Origin of the sequence: Collimonas fungivorans Ter331 (assembly GCF_000221045.1) — a bacterium.
GTDB classification, from domain to species: domain Bacteria; phylum Pseudomonadota; class Gammaproteobacteria; order Burkholderiales; family Burkholderiaceae_D; genus Collimonas; species Collimonas fungivorans_A.
The window spans coordinates 2,459,620-2,482,043 of record NC_015856.1 but is presented as its reverse complement, the minus strand read 5'-3'; the positions used below and the strand labels follow the sequence as shown (position 1 = coordinate 2,482,043).

Sequence of the window (22,424 nt, the reverse complement as noted above, 5' to 3'; positions counted from 1 at the left end):
TCTGGATGCGCGGGCGCGTTTTCTGGTCAACACATGGTGGATCGTCGATAGAAAGGGCTGCAGAACAGCAGCCTCGGTACTGCAGTATTCAATGCGGCGATCTGGTCGCGCGCCGGCGCTTCTCGGCAATCTCGAACACCGCCATGCCTGCCAGCATCGCCGCTACAAACACCAGCGCTTTCGTCTCGCCCATGCCGAGATCAACCAGGGCCGGTCCCGGGCAAATGCCCGCCATCCCCCAGCCTGCGCCAAACACGGCGCTGCCGATCAGCAGGCTGCGATCGATATGGCGTGCGGCGGGCAGTTTCATCTCGGCGCCGATCAAAGACCTGGTTCTGCGTTTTGCAAAAGAGAATGCCGCCAGCCCCAGCGCAATGGCGCCGGCCATCACGAACGCCAGCGACGGGTCCCAGGCGCCGCCGAGATCCAGGAAACCAAGCACTTTGGCCGGATTCGCCATGCCGGATACGATCAGTCCCAGCCCGAACACCAGGCCGGCAAGCAACGATGTGATGATGAGCATGGATTTTTCCTTAGGCGGCGAACAGGTGGCGTATCCCGTAGACAATAACAAAACCGCAGCCCATGAAAACGACGGTGGCCGCCAGCGAACGCGGCGACAGGCGCGACAAGCCGCAGACGCCGTGGCCGCTGGTGCAGCCGGAACCATAACGGGTGCCGATGCCGACCAGCAGCCCGGCCGCAATCAAGGCGCCGAAGCCGGCGTCAATCTGCACGGCGGGCAACGTTGCAAACCAGGCATAGGCCAGCGGAGAGCCGATCAGCCCTAGCAAGAAGGCGGCGCGCCAGCCGACATCTCCTCGCGCCGGCTGCAGCAAACCGCCCAGGATGCCGCTGATTCCCGCTATACGGCCATTCAACAGTACGAACATGGCCGCGGCCAGGCCGATCAGCAGGCCGCCAAGCAACGCTGGCCATGGGGTAAATGCGCTCCAGTCGATAGACATCATGTTTTCCTTGAGGGCCAATGTTTGGCCCGGTTCTTGCTCAGTTTTTTTGCCAAGCCGTTGACGAAGCTTGCCCATTTTCGCATGATTGGCGCAACGTCCGATTCCGCAACATTCCATTCACACGCCGGTAGACCATTTCCATATAAAAAGCTCCGACGGCGTAGCGGCTCCCATGCATTCACGGAGCGGAAGTTGAATACGAATCTGCTGTTTTTTCGCCAAAGCTGATAAAGTTGCAAAAATTCCATCAGGGGAGAACAAATGCTAAAGGCATTGGGTTTAATCATTCTCGGTTTGATCGTCTTGGCTGTCATTGCTGCCCTGGCGAGCAAAAAAGGCAGGACGGAAAACGCAAAGGCCGGCTACCAGTACAAAAGCAAGGCGCTGCTGACGGCAAACGAACGGGAAATGTACTGGAAACTGATCGATGCCCTTCCGGGTTATGTGGTCCTGGCCCAGGTAGCGCTTTCGAGCTGCATCGATGCAAAAAAACAGGGCGGCGCGTTCAACACGATCAGTGCGAAAAGCCTGGATTTCGTCATCTGCAATGGATCGCTGGACGTCCTTGCGGGCATTGAAATCGATGACAGATCCCACGCCACCGCAGCGGCGCAAAAACGCGACGCCAGAAAAAACAGCGCCATGGAAGCCGCGGGCATACAACTGATCCGCTGGCCGGCTGTTCCCCTACCCTCGGTCGAAGAAATCAAGAAAATATTCCCGCCTGTCCCACTCTCCGTCCCGGAAAAATCCGCAACCGAAATCATTCAGGAAAAAAAGATCAAGCTCCTCGAGCAGCAATTGTTCAGCATGGCGCGGAAACTGGAGAACATTCCCCAGGCCAGCAAAGCCGCAGGCGCCTGAACGGCGCCAGGCGTCCAGGGCATATATTTATTCCGTATATAGTTGTTCCAAATGATTCGTTCTTTCTTGGCATATACCTACTATATATTCGCGGCTAATGGAAAGAGAGCCGCGCATGTACTTTTTACCTCACGACCCCAAATTCCATTTCCTTGGTCAACCTGAGCTGTTGACCGCGGCTGTAGCCCCAGCGGAAGAAAAGACGCCGGCCGCGGCATGGCTGGCGCGCCTGGAATTGCCTACCTGGGGACTGATCGCCCTGATCTACGGCGGCTGGCTGGCCACCGTGCTGCATTGGCGCGAACTGGACCCGTGGCTCGGCACCCCTGTGCTGATCGCACTGAGCGCCTGGTACATGTCGCTGCAGCACGAGCTGATACACGGCCATCCGACCCGCCACGCCGGTTTCAACGCCCTGTTCGGCCAGTTGCCGCTGGCAGTGTGGTATCCGTACGCGGTATATCGCGACAGCCACCTTGCCCATCATCGCGATGAAAAGATACTGACGCTGCCTGGCGCCGATCCGGAAACCTATTACGTGTCGCTGCAGAGCGGCAGGCCGCTGGGAAGGGCCTTGCGCCGTTTCCGCAATACCTCCGGCGGCCGCCTGCTGGCCGGGCCGGCACTGGCATGGTCGCAGACCGTCCGCAGCGCATGGCGGCAGCGCAACCGGAAAACCATTGTTACCTGGGGCTGGCACCTGGCGCTGCTGGCGGCGCTGCTGGTATTCCTGCACGGCGCCGGAATATCCCCCTGGTACTACCTGTTCGCGGTCGCTTATCCCGCCCTCAGCCTGACCATGGTGCGTTCTTTCTACGAACACCGGGCGGTCGAAGCCACACAGGGACGTTCGGTAATCAACGAGGCAGCATGGCCATGGCGCCTGCTGTTCCTGAATTTGAATTACCATCTTGTACATCACCTGCACCCCGGACTGCCATGGTTCCACCTACGACAAGCCTATCTGGCCGAACGCGAGACCTACCTGGAACGCAGCGACGGCTTCGTCGAGCGCGGCTACCTGCCGCTGCTGTGGCGCCATCGCGGCACACCGGTGATTGCCGATATCCATCCCTTTGCCTGAACCGGCATCGCTATCTAACGGAGTCAACATGAGTCTTTACACTCGCCTGCTGGGCGCCGCCTTGGCCACCACCTTGGTCGCTACCCTGTTTTCGCCCATGGCCCAGGCCGCCGAACCGGTCCGGGTCGGTTCCAAGATCGATACCGAAGGCGCGCTGCTGGGCAACCTGATCCAGCTGGTGCTGGAAGCCAACGGCATCAAGACCGTCAACCGCCTGCAGCTGGGCACCACCAAGGTAGTGCGCGGCGCGCTGATCTCGGGCGAGCTCGACATCTATCCTGAATACACCGGCAACGGCGCTTTTTTCTTTTCCGATGAAAAAAACCCGGCCTGGAAAAATGCCGAAGCCGGTTACCAGCTGGTGAAAAAGCTCGACCTCGATAAAAACAAGCTGACATGGCTGACGCCGTCCCCCGCCAACAACACCTGGCTGATCGCGGTGCACAAGGATGTGGCGCAGGCCAACAAGCTCAAGACGCTGACCGACCTCGGCCGCTGGATCAGCCAGGGCGGACATTTCAAGCTGGCGGCTTCGGCGGAATTCATCGAGCGCCCGGACGCCTTGCCGGCTTTTGAAAACACCTACGGATTCAAGTTGAAACAGGACCAGCTACTGACCCTGGCGGGCGGCGATACGGCGGCCACGATCAAGGCCGCCGCGGAACAGACTTCCGGCGTCAACGCCGCGATGGTGTACGGCACCGACGGCGCACTGGCGGCGCTGGGGCTGGTGGCGCTGGACGATGTCAAGTCGGTGCAGCCGGTCTATGCGCCGACCGCGGTGATCCGCAGCGAGGTGCTGGCGAAATATCCCAAGATCGCCGGTCTGCTGAAGCCGGTGTTCCTGTCGCTGGATAGTCCGACGCTGCAAAAACTCAACGCCGGCATCGCCATCGAAGGACGCGACGCCCGCAAGATAGCCGGCGATTACCTGCGCAGCAAAGGTTTTATTAAATGACCATGGCGCGTCTGGCCAACCAGCCATGGCGCGTGGGCAACGTCGCGCTGCCGTCACTCAAGCTGCATAACCCGGTGCACCTGCTGCTGGTGATTGTCGCGATCGTCGCCGCCACCAACCTGCCTTTGCTGACCTACGCCCCCAATCGGCTGCTCAGCGGCCAGGGCATCTTGCTCAGCCAGCTTGCCGCGCGCTACTGGCTGCTGGCGCTGCCGGCCCTGCCGCTGCTGGCGGCGCCTTGGCTGCGGCCCTGCCGCCTTACCTATATTGTCCTGCTCATTGCAGCGGCGGCGCTCAGCGGCGGCCTGCTGGCTCTGGCCGGGCATGAAGCCCAGCTGCGCAGCGGCGAGGCGGATTCCCTGGCGCGCATCTCGTTCGGCGGCGCTTTCTGGCTGTTGCTGCTGACCGCCTGGCTGCAACTGGCGGAGGCGTTGCGCGGCCTCACCCTCAGCCTGCCGGCGCGGGTAGCGCTGATATTGCTTGCGTCAGCGCCGCTCGCGGCGCTGCTCGCTTCGGGTTACCTGGATAGCCTGTCGCTGCTAAAGGAATACCAGAATCACCAGGACGCATTCAACCTGGCGCTGCTGCGCCACCTGCAGCTGGTGCTGTTTTCGGTATTGCCCGCGGTGCTGCTCGGCGCCCTGCTTGGCGCCCTGTCTTTCCGCAGCCGGCGGGCGCGCAAGCTGCTGTTCCCGGTGCTTAACGTCATCCAGACCATCCCCTCGATTGCCCTGTTCGGCTTGCTGATCGGCCCGCTGGCGCTGCTGGGCAGCCTGTTTCCGCAATCAGGCATCGGCGGCGTCGGCCTGCCGCCGGCGTTGCTGGCGCTGACCTTGTATTCGCTGCTGCCGATGGCGCACGGCACCTTGGCCGGGCTGGAGCAGGTGCCGGCCGACGTGCGCGAAGCCGCCAGCGGCATCGGCATGTCGCCCTGGCAGATATTTTTCCATGTCGAACTGCCGTTGGCGTTGCCGGTGTTCCTGGCCAGCGTCCGCGTCACTACCGTGCAGGCGATCGGGCTGGCGGTGGTGGCGGCGCTGATCGGCGCCGGCGGTTTCGGCGTCCTCATGTTCCAGGGCATGTCGAGCAGCGCGCTGGACCTGGTGCTGCTGGGCGTGATCCCGGTGATCCTGCTGGCCATCGGGGTCGATACGCTATTCAAGGTAGCGATCGCTATCTTCAGGAGAAAAATCCATGATTGAAATCAGCGAAGTCCGCAAATCGTTCAACGGCTGGCCAGCGGTCAGCGAGCTGTCCCTGACCATCAAGAACGGTGAATTCGTGGTGCTGATCGGCACTTCCGGCTCCGGCAAGTCGACCTTGCTGAAACTGTTGAACCGCTTGCTGGAACCGGACAGCGGCAGCATCAGGCTGCACGGCAAGCCGGTGGTCGAGCACTCGCCGGAGCAATTGCGGCGCCGTATCGGTTATGCGATCCAGTCGGTCGGGCTGTTTCCGCACTGGACCGTGGAGCAGAACATCAGCGCCGTCCCGGTCCTGCTGAAATGGCCGAAGGCAAAGATCCACGACCGCGTCAGCGAACTGCTGGAACTGCTGCACCTGTCCCCCGAAAAATTCCGCCATCGTTATCCCGACCAGCTGTCCGGCGGCCAGCAGCAACGGGTAGGCGTGGCGCGTGCGCTGGCGGCCGATCCCGACGTGCTGCTGATGGATGAACCGTTCGGCGCGCTCGATCCGGTGACCCGCGCCAGCCTGCAGCAGGAGCTGGCCAATATCCACAAGCTGTCCGGCAAGACCATCGTGCTGGTGACCCACGACATCGACGAAGCCCTGGCGCTAGGCCAACGGATTGTGCTGATGGACCATGGCCGCATCGTGCAGCAAGGCACGCCGCGCGATTTCCTGCTGACTCCCGAAAACGAGTTTGTGCGCGAATTTGTCGGCCAGAGCGATGTCGGCATCCGCCTGCTCGGGCTGGACAAGATCGCCGGCCGGGTACGCGGCGAGCCCCCGATTCCCGGCGAACCGATCCGTAGCAGCAGCACGCTGCGCGAAGCCTTGTCCGCCTTCATCACGCGCAAGGCGCACAGCCTGCCGGTGGTCGACGAACAAGGCCAGGCTGCCGGCGTGCTGCATTTCTCCGACCTGCTCGAGGCGCCGCGATGAACCGGCTCCAGCGCCATCGCTGGCTCGCCGTCAGCAGCCTGTTGCTGCTGGCTTTTACCTTCGGCATGCCGCTGACGGCGCCCCTGTTTGCCGCCGTTTTCCCGCAGCTGGCCCGCCCTATGTACATGCAAGATGCATTCACCACGCTGGTGCTGGCGCATTTGAGCATCGTGCTGCTGTCGGGCGCGATTGCGGTGGTGGGCGGCGTGGCGGCGGGCCTGCTGGTGACCAGACCGGCAGGCCGGCCGTTCCGCTCTTCCCTGGAAACGGTGCTGGCGATCAGCCAGTCGTTTCCTCCGGTGGCGGTGCTGGCGGTGGCAGTGCCGCTGATCGGTTTCGGCGAAACCCCGGCCCTGATCGCGCTGGTCATGTACGGCGTGCTGCCGGTGGCGCAAGGCGCGATGAGCGGCTTGTCCTCGATCTCGCCGGCCATCCTGGAAATTGCGCGCGGCATCGGCATGAACCGCTGGCAGATCCTGTACCGGGTCGAACTGCCGCTGGCGGCGCCGGTCATACTGGCCGGCGTGCGCACTTCGGTGGTGATCAATATCGGCACGGCGGCGATTGCATCCACCGTCGGCGCCAAGACGCTGGGACTGCCGATCATCGTCGGCCTGAGCGGCTTCAATACCGCCTATGTGATCCAGGGTGCGTTGCTGGTTGCGCTGCTGGCCATCGTGGCCGACCAGCTGTTTGACCTGCTGTCGCAGCGCTGGACGCCGCAGGCAGGTTTGCATGGCGGAGGCAGTGCATGAGATGTGCGTTGCCGATGTACCCGTTTCCGGCCGGCAGCCTGGATGAATTCTGGAGCGGGCTGCGCCGCTACCTGCAACTCGAAGGCGTGGACGATGTTCCCCATCGGCTCGGCCAGCCGCAAGACCTTCTAAAGCACTGGCAGGAGCCGGACCTGTTGTTGAGCCAGACCTGCGGTTATCCGGTATCGACGGTTTTACACGGCAAGGTGCAGGTGGTAGGCGCCTTTCATTTCGACGTGCCCGGCTGCGAGCAGGCAAATTACAGCAGCAGCCTGTGGGTGCGACAAGAGGATGCGGCAAAACCATTGCAGGCATTTAAAGACGCCGTTGCCGCCTGCAACGAGCGCCACTCGCAATCCGGTTATCACGCGCTGCGCAGCGCGGTTGCGCCATTCACCGCCGGCGGCAGGTTTTTCTCGAAGGTGGTGTTCAGCGGCTCCCATCGGCAGTCGGCGCGGCTGGTCGCTAGCGGCCAGGCCGACATCGCCGCGCTCGATTGCGTCAGCGCCTATTTCCTGAGCCGCCAGGAGCCCGAGATATTCTCCCGCCTGGCCGCCATCGGCTTCACTGCGCCTATGCCCGGCCTGCCGCTGATTACCTCGTCGGCTACAGCGCCAGCCACGCTGGCGGCGCTGCGCCAGGCCCTGGCGGCCAGCGTCGAGGCGCAGGAACTGGAAAACGCGCGCGGCGCCATGCGCATCAGCGGCTTTTCCAGCCTGGATGCGCAGGATTACCGCATCTGCGCATTGAAGGCCGAACAGAACCGGACCGACGGCCTGGCTGACTGGTAGCACCGCGCCGCTCGCGCCTGCCGTGCGCAACTCATTACCAACCACACTCAGCAAAACAATGAAAACATCCGCTACCTGCATTTCTCTGCGTGCTTCTCCCCGGATTTCGCGCATCGCCCCTGCCGCCTTGCTGGCGCTTGCCTCCAGCGCCTCCCATGCACAGGTCGCCAGCACCAGCGTGACCCTGTACGGTTTCATCGACAGCAGCCTGCGCTACCAGCAAACCAAGGCCGGCAACAGCTTGTCGGTGGTGGACGGCGCTGAACTGGGCTGGGCCGGCAGCCGCTGGGGACTGATCGGCAGCGAAGACCTGGGCGGCGGCGTGAAGGCCATTTTCAACCTGGAAAACGGATTTTCGCTAGACAACGGGCAATTGAACCAAGGCGGCCGCCTGTTCGGTCGTACCGCCTATGTCGGCTTGAGCAACAGCTTCGGCGAGCTGACCCTCGGCCGCCAGTACAACGCGCTCTATTACGCCGGCTCGTGGCTGAGCGACCCGACCTACGTATCGAGCTGGTCGCCGTCGGGCAACCATCAGCTCAATTACGCCTGGGACAATGCGGTCGTCTATACCGGCCGTTACTCCGATTTCATCGGCCGCCTCAGTTATGCCGCCGGCGAACAGGCCGGCACCCAGCACGGCAGCATGCAGGCCGCCAGCCTGATGTACAACGGCCGTCCGTTCGGCGCGGCGATTGCCTACGGCGGCATCAACGGCAGCGGCCAGACCACGTTTACCGCGGGCGGCTATTACGAGATCGGCCCGGTCACGGCGCAGTTGGTGCATTACCACACCAGGAACGAACCCTACACCGGCACCCGCAGCCTGATCACCAACGGCGTCGGCGTCATTTATGTCCCGGTTCCGGCCTGGGAACTGACCGCCGCCTATTGGCGCACCACCGCCGACGGCGCCGTAGACAACAAATTCCTGGCGGTGGCGCGCTACAGCCTGTCCAAGCGCACCAAGCTGTACGTTGAAGCCGATACCGACCGCAATCCCCAGAGCGGCCGGCTGAGCGGCGGCCAGGCTGGCATGCAGTATTCATTCTGACCGGACAGCTGGCAAGTCATCATCGGGTAACATTTCTTCGCTAGTATTTTGCAACTCCTCCCCAACAGGTTGGACGCCTGGTTCATCAGGCAAATCGTGCTTCGAGAACCGGAACATGTCTAACTGAATGCGGAGGATGGCGATGGCGTCTGTCACGGATCAATCCCAGTTGCTGTCGGTCACCGCCCATATCGGCGACTGCAAGACCCTGCTGGCGTTCAACCTGCTGCAGCCTGAAAGCAGCAAGGATCTGGCGGGTTTCACGATCCGCTGCCAGCCCGACGGCCTGCCTCCCTACTACCTGTGCAACACGCTGCAGTTTGAAAGTCCGGGCGCGCATGCCCAGGATCCGGCCGAACCGCCGAACTCGACGGTGAATGCACCGATACACAAGTTTCGCTGGCTGCATGTGCCTGGCTCCGTCCATCAGGGGCTCACGCCGTTTTTCGGTAAATACACCTATACGGTGATCCCACGCTATTTTGACGGCAAGCAGTCGTTGCTTGCCCTCGACGAGACGCTGGGCGTGTCGGTCAGCGCGTATGTCGGGCCGTTTGCCAAAAACAAGTTCAAGCTCGGGTTTACCCGCGGTTATACGCAGTCTCAGGCGTTTACCCACCATTTTGGCATCAACGCGCTGATCCGGCCCGATACCAGGGAACTGTTGTTCGATACAGCGCAAGTATCGGGCGTCAACGACGCCGGCGAGCAGTATACCTTTGCCGACGAATACGCCTGGCTCGGGCTGACTGCAAGAGAGCGGATTTTCGAGTTCCTGGACGAGGTGCTGCAGGATCCGGCGCAATATCTGGACGTGTTTGCCTACGACCTGAATGAACCCGACCTATGCAAGATCCTGCTGGAACTGGGCAGGCAAGGCCGGGTAAGGATCATCCTGGACAACGCGGCCCTGCATCACTCGGCCGCAAAACCGATGCCCGAGGATGAATTCGAGGCGCAGTTCAGGGCGATTGCCACCAGCCCTGCCGACATCCTGCGCGGCCATTTCAAGCGCTACGCACACGACAAGGTGTTCGTTTCCTTCAACAAGGATAGCGCGCTGAAGGTGCTGACCGGCTCGACCAATTTTTCCGTCACCGGCCTGTACGTCAATTCCAACCATGTCATGGTCTTCGACGATCCCAGCGTCGCCGCGGAATACGGGCAATTGTTCGAGACCGTCTGGCAAGGCGGCGTCAAGCTCGGTGCCTACCTGCAATCGCCGTTTTCCTCGGCCACTTTCTCGATCCCCGATGGAATTTCGCCGCAAACCGACATCACTTTCGCGCCTCACACAGCCGAGTTTGTCACCGAGAACCTGGGCGACATCGCTGCCCGCATCCAGCAAGAACAAACCAAGCCCGGCGGCAACGGCAGTGTGCTGTTCGCCGTGATGGCGATCGACAACGGCACTAGTCCGGTCTATGCCGCCCTGAAGGATTTGCATGCCGACAGCAATGTCTTCAGCTATGGCATTTCAGACAGCAATACCGGCATTTCCCTGTACGCGCCGGGCAAGAAAACCGGCGTGCTGGTGACCGGAAAGCCGGGCAAATCGATACTGCCTCCGCCATTTGACCAGGTCCGTTCCATCAGCGGCGTCGGCCACCAGATCCATCATAAGTTTGTCGTATGCAGCTTCAATGGCGACAATCCGGTTGTGTTCTGCGGCTCGTCCAACCTTGCCCTGGGCGGGGAACAGGCGAACGGCGACAACTTGCTGGCGATCCACGACGGCGACGTTGCAACCGTATTCGCCATCGAAGCGGTAGGGCTGGTCGACCATTTCCAGTTCCTGAACCGGATGGCGGCCAGCGCGCCGGCGGCGATGAAAGGGCAGATTTCAGCGTCGAAACAACAAGCCGCGCTTGCCGTCGGCTGGTTCCTGTCCACCAGCGACCGCTGGGCCCTGCCCTATTTCGATCCCAACGACTCCCACTTTACCGATCGCGTATTGTTTGCTTCATGAAGCCGATGGACAAACAGCTCAAAGCAATTTATCCAAGGTGACAGGCAGATCCCGCACCCGCTTGCCGGTGGCGTGATACACCGCGTTGGCGATGGCCGCGGCAACTCCGGTGATGCCGATTTCCCCGATGCCCTTGGCCCCCAGGGAATTGATGTGCTGGTCATCTTCGTTGACCACAATGATGTCGATGCTGCCGATATCTGCATTGACCGGCACGTGGTATTCGGCCAGGTTGCTGTTTACCGCACGCCCGTAGCGCGCGTCGATCTCGGTTTTTTCCATCAGCGCCATGCCGGCGCCCCAGACGATGCCGCCCATCAGCTGGCTATGGCCGGTCTTCTGGTTGAGCAGGCGGCCGATGCCGTAGCTGCCGACTATCCTCTCGACGCGAATCACGCCGAGCTCCGGATCGACATGGACTTCGGCAAACACGGCGCCGAAGGAATGATGCGCATATTGCTGCTTTTCTTCGCCGGGCTTGGCATCCGCGGATGCTTCAAGCGCGGTTCCGCCATGGCGCGCGATCACGGCGGCAAACGGCTCGCGCCGCCTGGGGTCCGCCTGCGCCGTCAGCCAGCCGTTCTCCACCGTGACATTTTCAGCTTGCAGGCCTGATAGCGGCGATTCGCCATCGGCAAGCGCCAGCTCGACCAGCTTGCGGCGCACGGCCAGCGCCGCGGCCTTGACCGCCGGCGCGACGCTGGCGGCCGACTGCGAGCCGCCGGACACCGGCGCCCGCGGCATGTCGGTATCACCCAGTTCGAATTTCACCCGTTCCAGCGGCAGGCCGAGCGCATCGGCGGCAATTTGCGTCATGATGGTATAAGTGCCTGTGCCCAGGTCCTGCGAGCCCGACCTTACTATGGCCGAACCATCCGGCAGGATCACCGCGCTGGCCGAGGCCGCGCTGCGGTTGGCCGGATAGGTGGCGGTCGCCATGCCCATCCCGACCAGCATCTCGCCCTTGCGCATCGAGCGCGGCTGCGGCGTGCGGCGGCTCCAGCCGAACCGTTCCGCCCCGCTCCTGTAGCATTCCCGCAGCGACTTGCTGGACCATGGCTTGCCGCTCTCCGGATCCTGCTCCGCATAGTTTTGCAGGCGCAACTGGATCGGATCGATCTGCAAGGCGTACGACAGCTCATCGACGGCGGATTCCAGTGCAAACGTGCCGGATGCTTCGCCCGGCGCCCGCATGAAGGTCGGGGTGCCGGTATCCAGCCTGGCCAGGCGATGGCTGGTTTGCTGGTTCGGGCACGCATACAGCATGCGGCTGGTCAGCGCGGCCGTCTCCAGCCAGTCTTCCATGCGCGAAGTGCTGGCAATCACGTCGTGCCGCATTGCAGTGAATTTGCCGTCCCGGCTAGCGGCCAGCATGATGCGCTGCTCTGTATTCGGCCGATGTCCGACCGGACCGAACATCTGCGGCCGTTCGAGGACAAGCTTGACCGGCTGTCCCAGCTGGCGCGCCGCCATCGCCGCCAGCACCACATGCGACCAGGTCGAACCTTTGCAGCCGAAGCCGCCGCCGACGTAGGGGCAAACGACGCGGACGTTTTCCGGCGAGATGCCCAGCGTTTTGGCGACCGTGTTCCGTACGCCGGACACATACTGGGTCGAGTCGTACAGGGTCAGGCGGTCGCCGTCCCAAGCCGCCACGGTTGCGTGCGGCTCCATCGGGTTATGGTGTTCCATTGGCGTGGTATATACCGCCTCCACCACTGCTGCCGCATTGCGCCTGCCGGATTCGATATCGCCGCGGCGGGTGTCGGCGGCTTCGTCCTTGGCTTTTTCCGGCTTGTACGGATTTTTTTTCGCACGCTCGAAATCGAGCTGGACGGTTTCTTTTTTATAAGCGATGCGCAGGTTCTGCGCGGCCGCCTGTGCATGCTCCAGCGTGTCCGCAACCACCAGCGCCACCGGCTGGTTGTTGTAGTGGACGCGGTCGTCCTGCAACAGGTTCAAGACCCTGCCGGCCGGCGGCGAAGCAGCGCCCGCCATGCCGCCCGCCGGCAGCCGTGGCGCCGACAGATGGGTCATGACCAGCAACACGCCCGGCATTGCCGACGCGGCGGCGGAATCGATCGTCACCACGCGGCCGCTGGCGATCGTGCTCGGAACCAGCACCGCGTGCGCCAGGCGCGGCAGCGGCTGTTCGGCTGAATAGCGCGCGGCGCCGGTAACCTTGGCATGGCCGTCGATGCGGCTGATGGCTTGACCTGTGCTGTTCATATTGTTCCTTCCGCCAGCTCTGCTCTGCGCAAAGCCCGTATCACAGCGCGCCTGGCCAGTTCTATCTTGAATTCATTGTGGGCGTAGCCACGTGCGCCCTGCACCGCCAGCCTGGCGGCGGCGGAACGCGCCGCCTGGTCCAGCCGGTGGCCGATCAAGGCGCTTTCTGCATCAAGCGAACGCCACGGCTTGTGGGCGACGCCGCCCAGCACGACGCGGGCGCTGTGCACCACGCCATCGAGGATTTCCAGCGCGGCAGCCACCGATACCAGCGCAAACGCATAACTGGCGCGGTCGCGAATCTTGAGGTAATGGAAATGCGAGGCAAACGGTGAAGCGGGCAAATCGACTGCGGTTATCAATTCGCCCGGCCGCAGCGTGGTGTCGAGCTGCGGCATATTGCCCGGCAGGCGATGGAAATCGGCCATGGGAATGCTGCGTTCGCCCTGCACTCCGCGCACCCGCACTACGGCGTCCAGCGCGGCCAGCGCCACGCTCATGTCGGACGGATTGACGGCGATGCAGTCCGCGCTGGCGCCGAGGATGGCATGGATCCGGTTCTGCCCCTCTTTTGCCGCGCAGCCTGAGCCCGGCAGGCGCTTGTTGCACATGTCGAAAGCGGTGTCGTAGAAATAATAGCAACGGGTGCGCTGCATCAGGTTGCCGCCTGTGGTGGCCATGTTGCGCAATTGCGGCGAAGCGCCTGCCACCAGGGCCTGGCTCAGCAGCGGATAACGCTGGCGTATCAAGGGATGGTTGGCCGTGTCGCTGTTGCGCGCAAGGGCGCCGATGCGCACGCCGCCATTCGGCAACTCGGCGATGTCGGCGAGCGCGAGGCGGGTAATGTCAACCAGCCGCAATGGACGCTCGGCGCCGCCTTTCAGCAAATCCAGCAGGTTGGTGCCGCCGCCGATGAACTTGGCGCCGGGTTGCGCCGCAAGCTGCAATGCATCGTCGATGCTGGCTGCGCGCTCATAGGAAAAAGAATTCATGACGGACTCCCGTCGTCGCCCGCAACCTGGCGGATTGCGGCGACGATGTTCTGGTAAGCGCCGCAGCGGCAGATGTTGCCGCTCATGCGCTCGCGGATTTCCTCGTCGGACAGCAGCGGCGCCGCCTTGATGTCGGTAGTGACGGCGCTGACCGTGCGTTGGCGCAGTTCATCGAGCATGGCTTTTGCCGAGCAGATCTGACTGGGCGTGCAGTAACCGCACTGGAGCGCGTCATGCTCGATAAACGCCGCCTGCAGCGGATGCAGGTTGCCGTCTTGCGCCAGGCCTTCGACGGTTTCGATCTTTTTACCTTCCTGCATGATAGCCAGCGTCAGGCAGGAATTGACGCGCCGGCCGTCGACCAGCACCGTGCACGCGCCGCATTGCCCGCGGTCGCAGCCTTTCTTGCTGCCGCTGAGTCCGATGATTTCTCGCAGCACGTCCAGCAGCGTGGTCCGTGGTTCGATCGACAACTGATGAAGCTTGCCATTGATATCCAGGGCGACGGCTTGCGCCGGAATCGCATAAGGCATCAATGGCTGCTGGTCGTTTGTCATGGCTGGCTGTGCTCCGTAAGATGGCGCGGCGACTGCGGTGGCGGCCCAGGCTGCCGACTGCATGAAGTTGCGGCGCGAAATATTCGGCGGCGCAAGTCCGTCGCCCTTGCCTTCTGGCTTGTCAGGCATGATTGCCTCGCTTTTCCTTCGAAAGTTTTGCGGCGCTCGGGTTCCGGGCAACCGTGGTGGGATTTTTGCGGCTGAGTCTTAATCCTGTGAGCAGGATGGCGTCCGGTCTGTACGGAAGTTCACATAGCAGTGAGACGGGATCGCAATCCGGCACCATCGCAAGCGGCGCTTTCAGCCGGCCAGCTGCCACCATGCAGGCAACAGCTGCCTGACTTCCTGCCGCGCGAACCTGTCATCGATCAGGTATACCACGCCGCGGTCCTGCTGAGTTCGGATCACCCGGCCGGCGGCCTGCACTACTTTCTGCAGGCCGGGATACAGGTAGGTGCAGTCGTAACCCTGGCCGAAAAGTTTATCCATCTGCAGCATGACCTGTTCATTGACCGGATTGATCTGCGGCAGTCCCAGGGTGGCGATGAAAGCGCCGATCAGGCGCGCGCCGGGCAAGTCGATGCCCTCGGCGAACGCGCCGCCCAGCACCGCAAAACCGACGCCTTGCGAGGTTTCGGTAAAACGCGACAGGAAATGCTCCCGTTCCCGTTCATCCATGCGACGCGCCTGCTGCCACAAAGGGATATCGGGATAGCGCGAGGCGAACACGGCGGCGACTTTCTCCAGGTAGTCGTAGCTGCTGAAAAACGTCAGGTAGTTGCCTGGCTGCTCTGTGTACTGTTTGGCAATCAGTTCGGCGATCGGCGCCAGCGAACGGTCGCGATGCTGGAAACGGGTTGAAATGCCGGTCACCAGCCGCACCGACAACTGGTCGGCGGTGAACGGCGACGGCACATCGAGCCAGGCGGTGTTGTCCGGCATGCCCAGCGTCTTGCTGTAAAAATGCCAGGGGCTGAGCGTGGCGGAGAACAGCGTTGTCGAATGGGCTGCGGCAAAGCGCGGCGCCAGGAACGTTGCCGGCACGATGTTGCGCAGGCATAGCGTGGCGCCGTGGCCGCCATGGCGAGTGATGTCGAACAGCGAGTGGCTGTCGAACAGCTCGGCGATGCGGGTGAAGTGCATGGCGTCGAAATAGAATTGCAGCAGGCGGCTGTCGACGGCGGCCGGATGCTCGGTCATGTAGTCGGTGATGTCCGCCACCGCCTGTTGCAGCGCCTGGATGAATGCATCCGGCAGTTCGGCATAGCGCTGGTACTCGCCTTCCTGCGTCTTGTACAGAGCGTTCCACTGGCGGTTGACGCGGTCCAGCACACGCTTGAGCACCGGCGGCGCAGTCTGCCGCACGCTTTTCAGGGCGGCTTGCTCCATGTCGGCCGAATACATCTTGCGCGCCCGCTCGATCATGTTGTGCGCTTCGTCGACCAGCACCCCTACCCGCCACTGGTTGGCGATGGTGAAACCGTACAGCATGGCGCTCAGGTCGAAGTAATAGTTGTAGTCGCCGACGATCACGTCCGACCAGCGCACCAGGTCCTGGCTCAGGTAATAAGGACAGACACCGTGTTCAGCAGCGATTTCGCGCAGGCTTTCCCGGTCCATCGCGCCGCTGGCGACGGCGGCGCTGCGCGCTTGCGGCAGGCGATCGTAAAAACCCTGGGCCAGCGGACAGGATTCGCCGTGGCAGGCCTTGTCCGGATGCTCACACGCCTTGTCGCGCGCAACCAGTTCCAGCACCCGCAACGGCAATCCGGCCGCGCTGTGCTTGATGCGCGCGCTTGCTTCCAGCGCCAGCGCGCGGCCCGAGGTCTTGGCGGAAAGGAAAAATATCTTGTCCAGGCCCTGGCCCGGGCTGGCCTTGAGCAAGGGGAACAGGCTGCCGATGGTCTTGCCGATGCCGGTCGGCGCCTGGGCCAGCAGGCAGCGGCCGGCGCTGGCGCCCTTGTACACGGCTTCCGCCAGGGCGCGCTGGCCGGGGCGGAAATCGGCATGCGGGAAGCGCAAGGCGGTCAATTGCTCGTCACGCGCGGCGCGATGCGCCATTTCCTGTTGCGCCCAGGCCAGGAAGCGGCCGCATTGATCATCGAAAAATTGTTGCAGGCCGGCGGCCGTCGCACATTCGGTCAGCAGGGTTTCTTTCTGCCTGCCGATGTCGTAGTACACCAGCGCCAGCTGTAGTTCCGGCAGCTGGCGCGCCTGGCACAGCAAGTGGCCGTAGATGCGCACTTGCGCCCAGTGCAGATGGCGGTGGTTGTCCGGCATGCGCTCCAGGTCACCGCGGAAGGTCTTGATTTCTTCCAGCCGGTTCAAGGCCGGATCGTAGCCGTCGGCGCGGCCGCGCACCAGCAATGGCCCGCAGCGGCCGCTCAAGCTGATTTCTTTCTCATAGCCGGCAGCGCGGCGCGACGCCACCGTGGCGTGGCCGGCAATGCCTTCCAGCGCGGTCGGCGCGGGCGTGAAGCGCAGGTCGAGGTCGCCCTGCTTGGCCGTGAACTCGCACAGCGCGCGGACCGCTACTACATAGGCGGGCTCGCTCACGCGCACTGCTCCGCCCACTGTACATAACAGACGGCGACCGGCATGCCGTGTTCGGCAAAATAGTGCAGCCAGCGGATCTGGTTGTCCTGCAGGCGATCGCCCGGACCTTTGACTTCGATCATCTGGTAGCGTTTTTCCGCCGGCCAGAACTGGATCAGGTCCGGCAAGCCGGAACGGTTGGTCTTGATATCCTGCAGGATGCGTTCGAAGCATTTCCGCAGGTGCAGCGGCGGCAGGCAATCGAGCGCCATCGCCAGCAGCTGTTCATCGATAGCCTCCCAAAACACGAATGGCGACTGGATGCCGGCCTTGGCGTGGAAGTTGCGCCAGATGGCCTGCTGGTAGCCGCCGCTGTCGAGCTGGGCGAAACCGGCGTCGAACTGGCTGGCGCGGCGCAGCCGGAAATCGGCGCTGTGGAGATCGGCCGGGCCGCTCTGGAACGGATGGAAAAATGCGCCCGGCAGCGGTGCAAAAACGGCATCCCAGAACAGCAGGCCGAACAGCGAATTGATCAGCGTGTTTTCGACATAGACCGCCGGCGCGTCGATGCGCGACAAATGGCTGGCGAGCAGCGCTTCAACCGAGACGCCGGGCGCGGCCCGCTGCAGCGCCAGGTCGTGGCGGACGATGGGCGCAGCGGCGGCTTGCAGCGTCTTTCCATGGCCAAGCTGGCGCCGCAGACGCGGCATGACGCGCAGCAGCTGCTGTTTTTCAGCTTCGCTTTCCGGCTGCTGTTCAGCCTGCTGCGCCAGTCCGAAAGCTGCATCGGGCTGGCCGCAGCGTTCCAGCACGCGGATCGCGCGCAAGCGCGCGCCCGGCCAGGCGCAATCCGCATACAGGCACAGCGCGGCCACCAGCTCGGCGCTGCGTTCGTAGTACTGGGCGATCTGGAACAGCAGCTTGCTGCGGCGCTGTTCCAGCCAGTCGTTTGGATATGGCATGGCCGGCAGGCAGGCCGCCACGGCTTGCGGCGCTTCGCCGTCGTGGAACCGCTGGCGGCAGGCATGCAGGTGCAGGTAATCGTCGATGTCCTGGCGGCTGCTGAAACCTTGTGCAAGCGACAAATCGACCTGTTCGTATCTGAAAATCCCCAGTTCCGACAGCACGAATTCCGACCAGTCCTGGTGCAGGTTACCGAAGAACATCAGCCGCAGCCGATCGCACAGAGGCGCAATCGACAGCCGCAGCAGCTGGTCGTCGATACGCCAGCCGGCCAGCGTGCGTACCGCGTCGCCGTACTCGTCGCGCAGGATGTCGAGCTGCCCGGCCTTGCGCGCACTGCGCGGCAGCAGCGGAAACGCTTCTGCAAGCTCGGTTTTTGTCAGCAGGCCGCATAGCTGCGCGATATCGATGGCCGGCTCTCCGTCCAGCCAGCCGGCGGCGATCAGCGGCGCCGCGGCGCTGCGCGCGCAGCCGATTTCATCGTAGCGCAGCCTGCTCGAGCGAAACAGCTCGCCCTTGCGCATCACCATCCGCACCAGCAATGCGCGCGAGGCCAGCGGCAACGCTTCGAAACCGTCGACGAAAGCCTGCTCTTCGCCATCCAGCAAATGGCGATAGCGGGCGCGCACCGATGCCACCACGGCAAGGAAATTGTCGAGATAATAAAAACGGTTTTCCAGCACTCTGACCATGTTACGGGCACCGCGGCTCGACGTATTGCGCGCCAGGTAAAAATTGAAAGATGATTGACTGTATGAATATACAGTCATATTGCAGTATATATCAATCCTGGAAAATCTCTTCTTGCGCGGCAAAGAGTCGCGCCTTCGCCAAAAAATCCCGGCATTCCAATCTGGAATGTTAGCTATCGCTCATTCGCCCCAAGTTGCTGCTGCTAAGCTTTTATCCAGGCATTTTCTCCCCAAGCGGATAAACTTGAATGAGGATCTCCCGATGAGCATCTTGACCAAATCCCTGGCCGCAACAGGCTTGTGCCTGGCGTCCGCAAGCGCGCTGGCCGATCCGTCGCCGGCGCTGGACCGTTTCAGCCTGTCGGTCGGCGGCTATTATGTCGAGCCGACTTTCAATATCGGCGTCAACACCAAATACGGCCGCGCCGAGACCGGCGACCTGACGCGCGACCACAAGACGCTGGGCCGGGTGCGCGCCGACATGCTGCTGGGCGACCACCAGGGCCTGGCGTTCGATTACTACCGTTACACCAACAATTTTGATGCATCCATCGCCCGCACCGCCACCGTCAATGGCCAGGTGGTCACCGGCGATGCTTCCGCCAATGCCCGCCTCAAGGTCGAACTGGCGCAGCTGGCCTACAAATGGTGGTTCGGATCCGGCAATACGGTATTCGGCCTCGGCGCCGGCGCCGCCTATTACCAGGCCGACCTCGACACCATGGCGCGCGGCTCGCTGGACGGCGTCAGCGGCACCGCCAGCGATTCGCGCAGCGACAACGCCATCGCGCCGCTGCTGGAAGTGGGCGTGCGCACGGCGCTGAGCGACAATGTGCGGCTGTACGCCGAGGCTTCCGGCATCAAGAAAAACGGCGGCAACATCAACGGCCATATCTATAACGGCAATGTCGGCGTCGAGTGGTTTCCGTTCAAGAATGTCGGCATCGGCGCCGACTATGGCATCACCAAAATCCAGCTGTACCGGGATAGCGCCAACTATCAAGCCAACCTGGGCGTCAAGCTGGTCGGGCCCAGCGCTTATCTGAAGGTTCGCTTCTGATCGGGTGTCGCTGCCGGGAAGACGTTAGCGTTCGTCATCAGATATGTCTTCGATGCTGATGATGTCGCCGCCGCGCTCCACGATTTCCCGGTGGCAGGCCGCCAGCAGCGCGTCAAAGTCCTGGTCTTCCATTTCGCCTTCGATATCTTCTTGTACCGGGTCGGCGTCGTCGTCCGTATCGGTCTGCTCGAATTTCGGGCTGGTTCCGATATACGACGCATTGTAGGGGCCGCCGTCGTCCGATTCCGTGACTACCAGGGTAAAAAGTGCATTGTCGGTTTCAATGATGTAGGTACTGATAGGCCTCATGAGAAATCTCCTTGTCTCAGGTGTTAAATGAACAACCTTCGTGGAAATGTTGGCGTGCGCCAACCGGCCTGGTGTTCCAGGCATTGGCTTTTTTATTGGGAATGAGAGGGGCTGGAGATCAAATAGTTCTCCATGAAAAACGATTCTGCAGGTTTTTGCTTGCCGGTAGCGGCGTGCGGATGAACAGGCCGGACGAACCTTTTAGTCCTTGCCATGGGTTCCTGGTTGCGGACGGCAGCGAGTTCGTCAGTGGCCGGATCCCCAGTCCCTGCGAGGACGCTCGTCGATCACAGAGATATCCTGAATGCCGAGGATTTCGCCGCCGCGCTCCGCGATCTGCCGGTGGCAGGTGGCGATCAGCACATCGAAATCGACGTCTGCCGCCTCACCGTCAAGGTCCTTCTGGCCCAGGCCGGGATTATCGACCCAGGGCAGTTCGACTTTCTGGCGCGTCCCGACATAGGTCGCCTTGTAGGGACCGCCATGGCGGTCTTCGGTGACGACCAGCGTAAACAGCGCATTTGTGGTTTCAATCATGTAAGTACGGACCAGCTCCATAACCATTTCCTTGATCTGCCTGCAACTGGATGCTTCAGGTTCTTTTAACTATACCGCCATCGATGTTCACGTGCTCGAGTTCGGGCTGCGGCTCAGCCGGCAAGGCCGGGGCCAGCAGCCGCTTGGGCGGCGCAATTTGCGATGAAGGGGATATCGGGGTGATGGTCGGTGCGCCGCTTTTAGCAGTTCGTTCGCTGCCGAAAACGGCGATCGCCGTAATCAGGCCAGTGACAAATATATATTTCGCCAGCATGTTTCCTCCCAGCCAGTACCGGCGACGCCGGAATAAGAGGAAGGCATGATGCGCTTCAACCGCGGGACTGTATGTTCGCTGTTTAACACTGGCTTGCTGGCGGGATCGGCGATACTGGAGGCAGCGACAACTAGGAGAGAACCATGAAACTGAAGGGATCCTGCCATTGCGGCGCAGTCCGTTTCAGCCTGGAAAGCGATACGCCCTATCCTTACCAGCGCTGTTATTGTTCGATTTGCCGCAAGACCCAGGGCGGCGGCGGCTACGCCGTCAACATCGGCGGCGACGCCGGCACCCTGAAGGTGCAAGGCCAGGACGACGTCAGCGTCTACCACGCAAAACTCAAACGGCAAGGCGAATCACGGCTCCACACCAGCACCGCGCAACGGCATTTCTGCCGCCGCTGCGGCAGCGCGCTGTGGCTCTACAGCCCGGAATGGCCGGAACTGGTGCACCCGTTCGCTTCCGCCATCGACACGCCGCTGCCGGCGCCGCCTGAATATACCCACTTGCTGTTGGCCTATAAAGCGCCATGGGTGGAAGTCAAGGCTGGCCGCAAGGACAAGCAGTTCACGCAGTTTCCGCACGAATCCCTATTTGAATGGCATCAGCGGCTGGATTTGCTGAAATGACCACGGCCCGATAGCGCCTATCGGGCCGCGCTTGCTGCTTGATAGCGCCCGGTATCAGTCGTACAGTACGGCGACGATCTTGGGATCGTTGATATTGCTCTTGTCGTACCAGTAGAAACCGGTATCGATCACCTTCGGCAGCTTTTCGCCCTTGAGCGCCTTGACCGCCGCCTCTACCGTCTTGTAGCCGATGCCGACCGGGTTCTGGGTGATGGCGCCGGCCATGCTGCCGTCCTTGATCGCATCTTTCTGCTGCTTGCCGGAATCGTAGCCGATGATCACCAGCTTGCGCTTGGTTTCCTTGGCGCCGTTCAGCACGCCGATGGCCGAACCTTCGTTGGTGCCGAAGGCGCCCTTCAGATGTGGATAGGCCTGCAGGATGGACTTGGTAATCTCGGTCGATTTCAGCTGGTCGCCGGCGCCGTACTGGATGCTGACGATCTTGATCTTGGGATAAGCCTTCATGCGTTCGACAAAACCGTCGCGGCGGTCGATGCCGGTACGGCTGGTCTGGTCATGCGCCACTACCGCGACTTCGCCTTCCTTGCCGATCAGCTCAGCCATCTTGTCGGCCGCCAGCGCCGCCGCCGCCTTGTTGTCGGTGGTAGCGGTAGTCACCGGAATGTCGCTGTCGACGCCCGAGTCAAACGCTACGACAGGAATATGCGCTGCCTGGGCCTTCTTCAGCAGCGGCAATGCGGCCTTACTGTCCAGCGCGGCAAAACCGATGGCCTTCGGTTTCTTGCCCAGCGCCGCCGACAGCATGTCGATCTGCTTGTCGACCATGGCTTCGGTCTCCGGGCCTTCGAACGACACCTTGACATTGTAGTCCTTGGCCGCCTGCTCCGAACCGGTCTTCACCGCTTGCCAGAACTGGTGCTGGAAGCCTTTCGAGATCAGGGGAATATAGATATCCTCGGCTACCGCGGCAGCGCTGAATCCCAGCGCGAGCGCCAGGCCGACGGCGATGTTGACTGCTCTTCTCTTTATCATTTCAAGTCTCCTCTTATGGTTATAAAACGGTGGGCCTTGCTGCAACAGCCCGTAACTGCACCTGCAAAACCTGTTCTT

Annotated in this window: 22 protein-coding genes; 11 read left to right on the top strand and 11 right to left on the bottom strand. The window is 62.2% G+C overall.

The window, feature by feature from the left end; translation table 11 throughout:
- Positions 1–88 precede the first annotated feature (88 nt).
- Positions 89–523, bottom strand: coding sequence for a YeeE/YedE family protein (locus CFU_RS10940; protein ID WP_041741747.1), 435 nt, complete (start codon positions 521–523; stop codon positions 89–91).
- A gap of 10 nt (positions 524–533) precedes the next feature.
- Complete coding sequence (locus CFU_RS10935; protein ID WP_014006107.1) at positions 534–968, bottom strand: YeeE/YedE family protein; 435 nt, start codon at positions 966–968, stop codon at positions 534–536.
- Positions 969–1,232: 264 nt separating this feature from the next.
- Between CFU_RS10935 and CFU_RS23295 the strand changes: the two genes are divergently transcribed.
- The 9 genes from CFU_RS23295 (at position 1,233) to CFU_RS10890 (ending at position 10,573) form a co-directional block, all read left to right on the top strand.
- Entirely contained in the window at positions 1,233–1,835 is a 603-nt protein-coding gene (locus CFU_RS23295) for a DUF2726 domain-containing protein (RefSeq protein WP_014006106.1), read from the top strand.
- Between the two features lie 115 nt (positions 1,836–1,950).
- Positions 1,951–2,919, top strand: coding sequence for a fatty acid desaturase (locus tag CFU_RS10925; RefSeq protein WP_148264807.1), 969 nt, complete (start codon positions 1,951–1,953; stop codon positions 2,917–2,919).
- A 28-nt stretch (positions 2,920–2,947) separates the two neighbouring features.
- A complete protein-coding gene (gene osmF, locus CFU_RS10920) occupies positions 2,948–3,877 on the top strand; it encodes a glycine betaine ABC transporter substrate-binding protein OsmF (protein ID WP_041741746.1) in 930 nt (309 codons plus the stop codon).
- Positions 3,874–5,079, top strand: a complete 1,206-nt coding sequence (locus CFU_RS10915; protein WP_014006103.1) for an ABC transporter permease — start codon at positions 3,874–3,876, stop codon at positions 5,077–5,079. Before osmF ends, CFU_RS10915 begins: the two co-directional genes overlap by 4 nt.
- On the top strand, positions 5,072–6,004 hold the full coding sequence (locus CFU_RS10910) for an ABC transporter ATP-binding protein (RefSeq protein ID WP_014006102.1): 933 nt from the start codon (positions 5,072–5,074) through the stop codon (positions 6,002–6,004). Before CFU_RS10915 ends, CFU_RS10910 begins: the two co-directional genes overlap by 8 nt.
- Positions 6,001–6,759, top strand: a complete 759-nt coding sequence (locus CFU_RS10905) for an ABC transporter permease (protein WP_014006101.1) — start codon at positions 6,001–6,003, stop codon at positions 6,757–6,759. The genes CFU_RS10910 and CFU_RS10905 overlap by 4 nt, the downstream gene beginning before the upstream one ends.
- Complete coding sequence (locus CFU_RS10900; protein WP_014006100.1) at positions 6,756–7,550, top strand: phosphate/phosphite/phosphonate ABC transporter substrate-binding protein; 795 nt, start codon at positions 6,756–6,758, stop codon at positions 7,548–7,550. The genes CFU_RS10905 and CFU_RS10900 overlap by 4 nt, the downstream gene beginning before the upstream one ends.
- A 58-nt stretch (positions 7,551–7,608) precedes the next feature.
- On the top strand, positions 7,609–8,604 hold the full coding sequence (locus tag CFU_RS23290; protein ID WP_050808550.1) for a porin: 996 nt from the start codon (positions 7,609–7,611) through the stop codon (positions 8,602–8,604).
- A gap of 142 nt (positions 8,605–8,746) precedes the next feature.
- Complete coding sequence (locus CFU_RS10890; protein WP_148264806.1) at positions 8,747–10,573, top strand: phospholipase D-like domain-containing protein; 1,827 nt, start codon at positions 8,747–8,749, stop codon at positions 10,571–10,573.
- An 18-nt stretch (positions 10,574–10,591) separates the two neighbouring features.
- Here CFU_RS10890 and CFU_RS10885 read toward each other — a convergent pair whose 3' ends face one another.
- The 5 genes from CFU_RS10885 to CFU_RS25175 form a co-directional block, all read right to left on the bottom strand.
- Positions 10,592–12,802, bottom strand: a complete 2,211-nt coding sequence (locus CFU_RS10885; RefSeq protein ID WP_014006097.1) for a xanthine dehydrogenase family protein molybdopterin-binding subunit — start codon at positions 12,800–12,802, stop codon at positions 10,592–10,594.
- On the bottom strand, positions 12,799–13,794 hold the full coding sequence (locus tag CFU_RS10880; RefSeq protein WP_014006096.1) for an FAD binding domain-containing protein: 996 nt from the start codon (positions 13,792–13,794) through the stop codon (positions 12,799–12,801). Before CFU_RS10880 ends, CFU_RS10885 begins: the two co-directional genes overlap by 4 nt.
- Positions 13,791–14,480 (bottom strand): 2Fe-2S iron-sulfur cluster-binding protein, encoded by a 690-nt coding sequence (locus CFU_RS10875; protein ID WP_041741744.1) that lies wholly within the window; start codon positions 14,478–14,480, stop codon positions 13,791–13,793. The genes CFU_RS10880 and CFU_RS10875 overlap by 4 nt, the downstream gene beginning before the upstream one ends.
- Positions 14,481–14,651: 171 nt before the next feature.
- The gene (locus CFU_RS10870; protein WP_238531430.1) at positions 14,652–16,907 is read right to left on the bottom strand and encodes an ATP-dependent DNA helicase; all 2,256 of its coding nucleotides are present in this window, start codon (positions 16,905–16,907) and stop codon (positions 14,652–14,654) included.
- Positions 16,904–18,541, bottom strand: a complete 1,638-nt coding sequence (locus CFU_RS25175; protein WP_041743314.1) for a VRR-NUC domain-containing protein — start codon at positions 18,539–18,541, stop codon at positions 16,904–16,906. Before CFU_RS25175 ends, CFU_RS10870 begins: the two co-directional genes overlap by 4 nt.
- Before the next feature lie 262 nt (positions 18,542–18,803).
- On the opposite strand from CFU_RS25175, the gene CFU_RS10860 reads away from it, so the two are divergent.
- A complete protein-coding gene (locus CFU_RS10860; protein WP_050808549.1) occupies positions 18,804–19,601 on the top strand; it encodes a hypothetical protein in 798 nt (265 codons plus the stop codon).
- A gap of 24 nt (positions 19,602–19,625) precedes the next feature.
- Here the strand turns inward: CFU_RS10860 and CFU_RS10855 are convergent, their stop codons facing one another.
- The 3 genes from CFU_RS10855 to CFU_RS10845 form a co-directional block, all read right to left on the bottom strand.
- The gene (locus CFU_RS10855; RefSeq protein WP_041741743.1) at positions 19,626–19,910 is read right to left on the bottom strand and encodes a hypothetical protein; all 285 of its coding nucleotides are present in this window, start codon (positions 19,908–19,910) and stop codon (positions 19,626–19,628) included.
- 246 nt (positions 19,911–20,156) lie between these two features.
- A complete protein-coding gene (locus CFU_RS10850) occupies positions 20,157–20,468 on the bottom strand; it encodes a hypothetical protein (protein WP_041741741.1) in 312 nt (103 codons plus the stop codon).
- A gap of 34 nt (positions 20,469–20,502) precedes the next feature.
- Complete coding sequence (locus CFU_RS10845; RefSeq protein ID WP_014006089.1) at positions 20,503–20,721, bottom strand: hypothetical protein; 219 nt, start codon at positions 20,719–20,721, stop codon at positions 20,503–20,505.
- A gap of 143 nt (positions 20,722–20,864) precedes the next feature.
- Here CFU_RS10845 and CFU_RS10840 point away from each other — a divergent pair, with 143 nt between their 5' ends.
- Positions 20,865–21,353 carry a GFA family protein gene (locus tag CFU_RS10840; RefSeq protein ID WP_014006088.1) on the top strand — a complete coding sequence of 163 codons (489 nt, stop codon included), beginning with the start codon at positions 20,865–20,867 and terminating at the stop codon, positions 21,351–21,353.
- Between the two features lie 54 nt (positions 21,354–21,407).
- Here CFU_RS10840 and CFU_RS10835 read toward each other — a convergent pair whose 3' ends face one another.
- Positions 21,408–22,346: an ABC transporter substrate-binding protein gene (locus tag CFU_RS10835; RefSeq protein ID WP_041741739.1), complete on the bottom strand. Its 939-nt coding sequence runs from the start codon at positions 22,344–22,346 to the stop codon at positions 21,408–21,410.
- Positions 22,347–22,424: the final 78 nt, after the last annotated feature.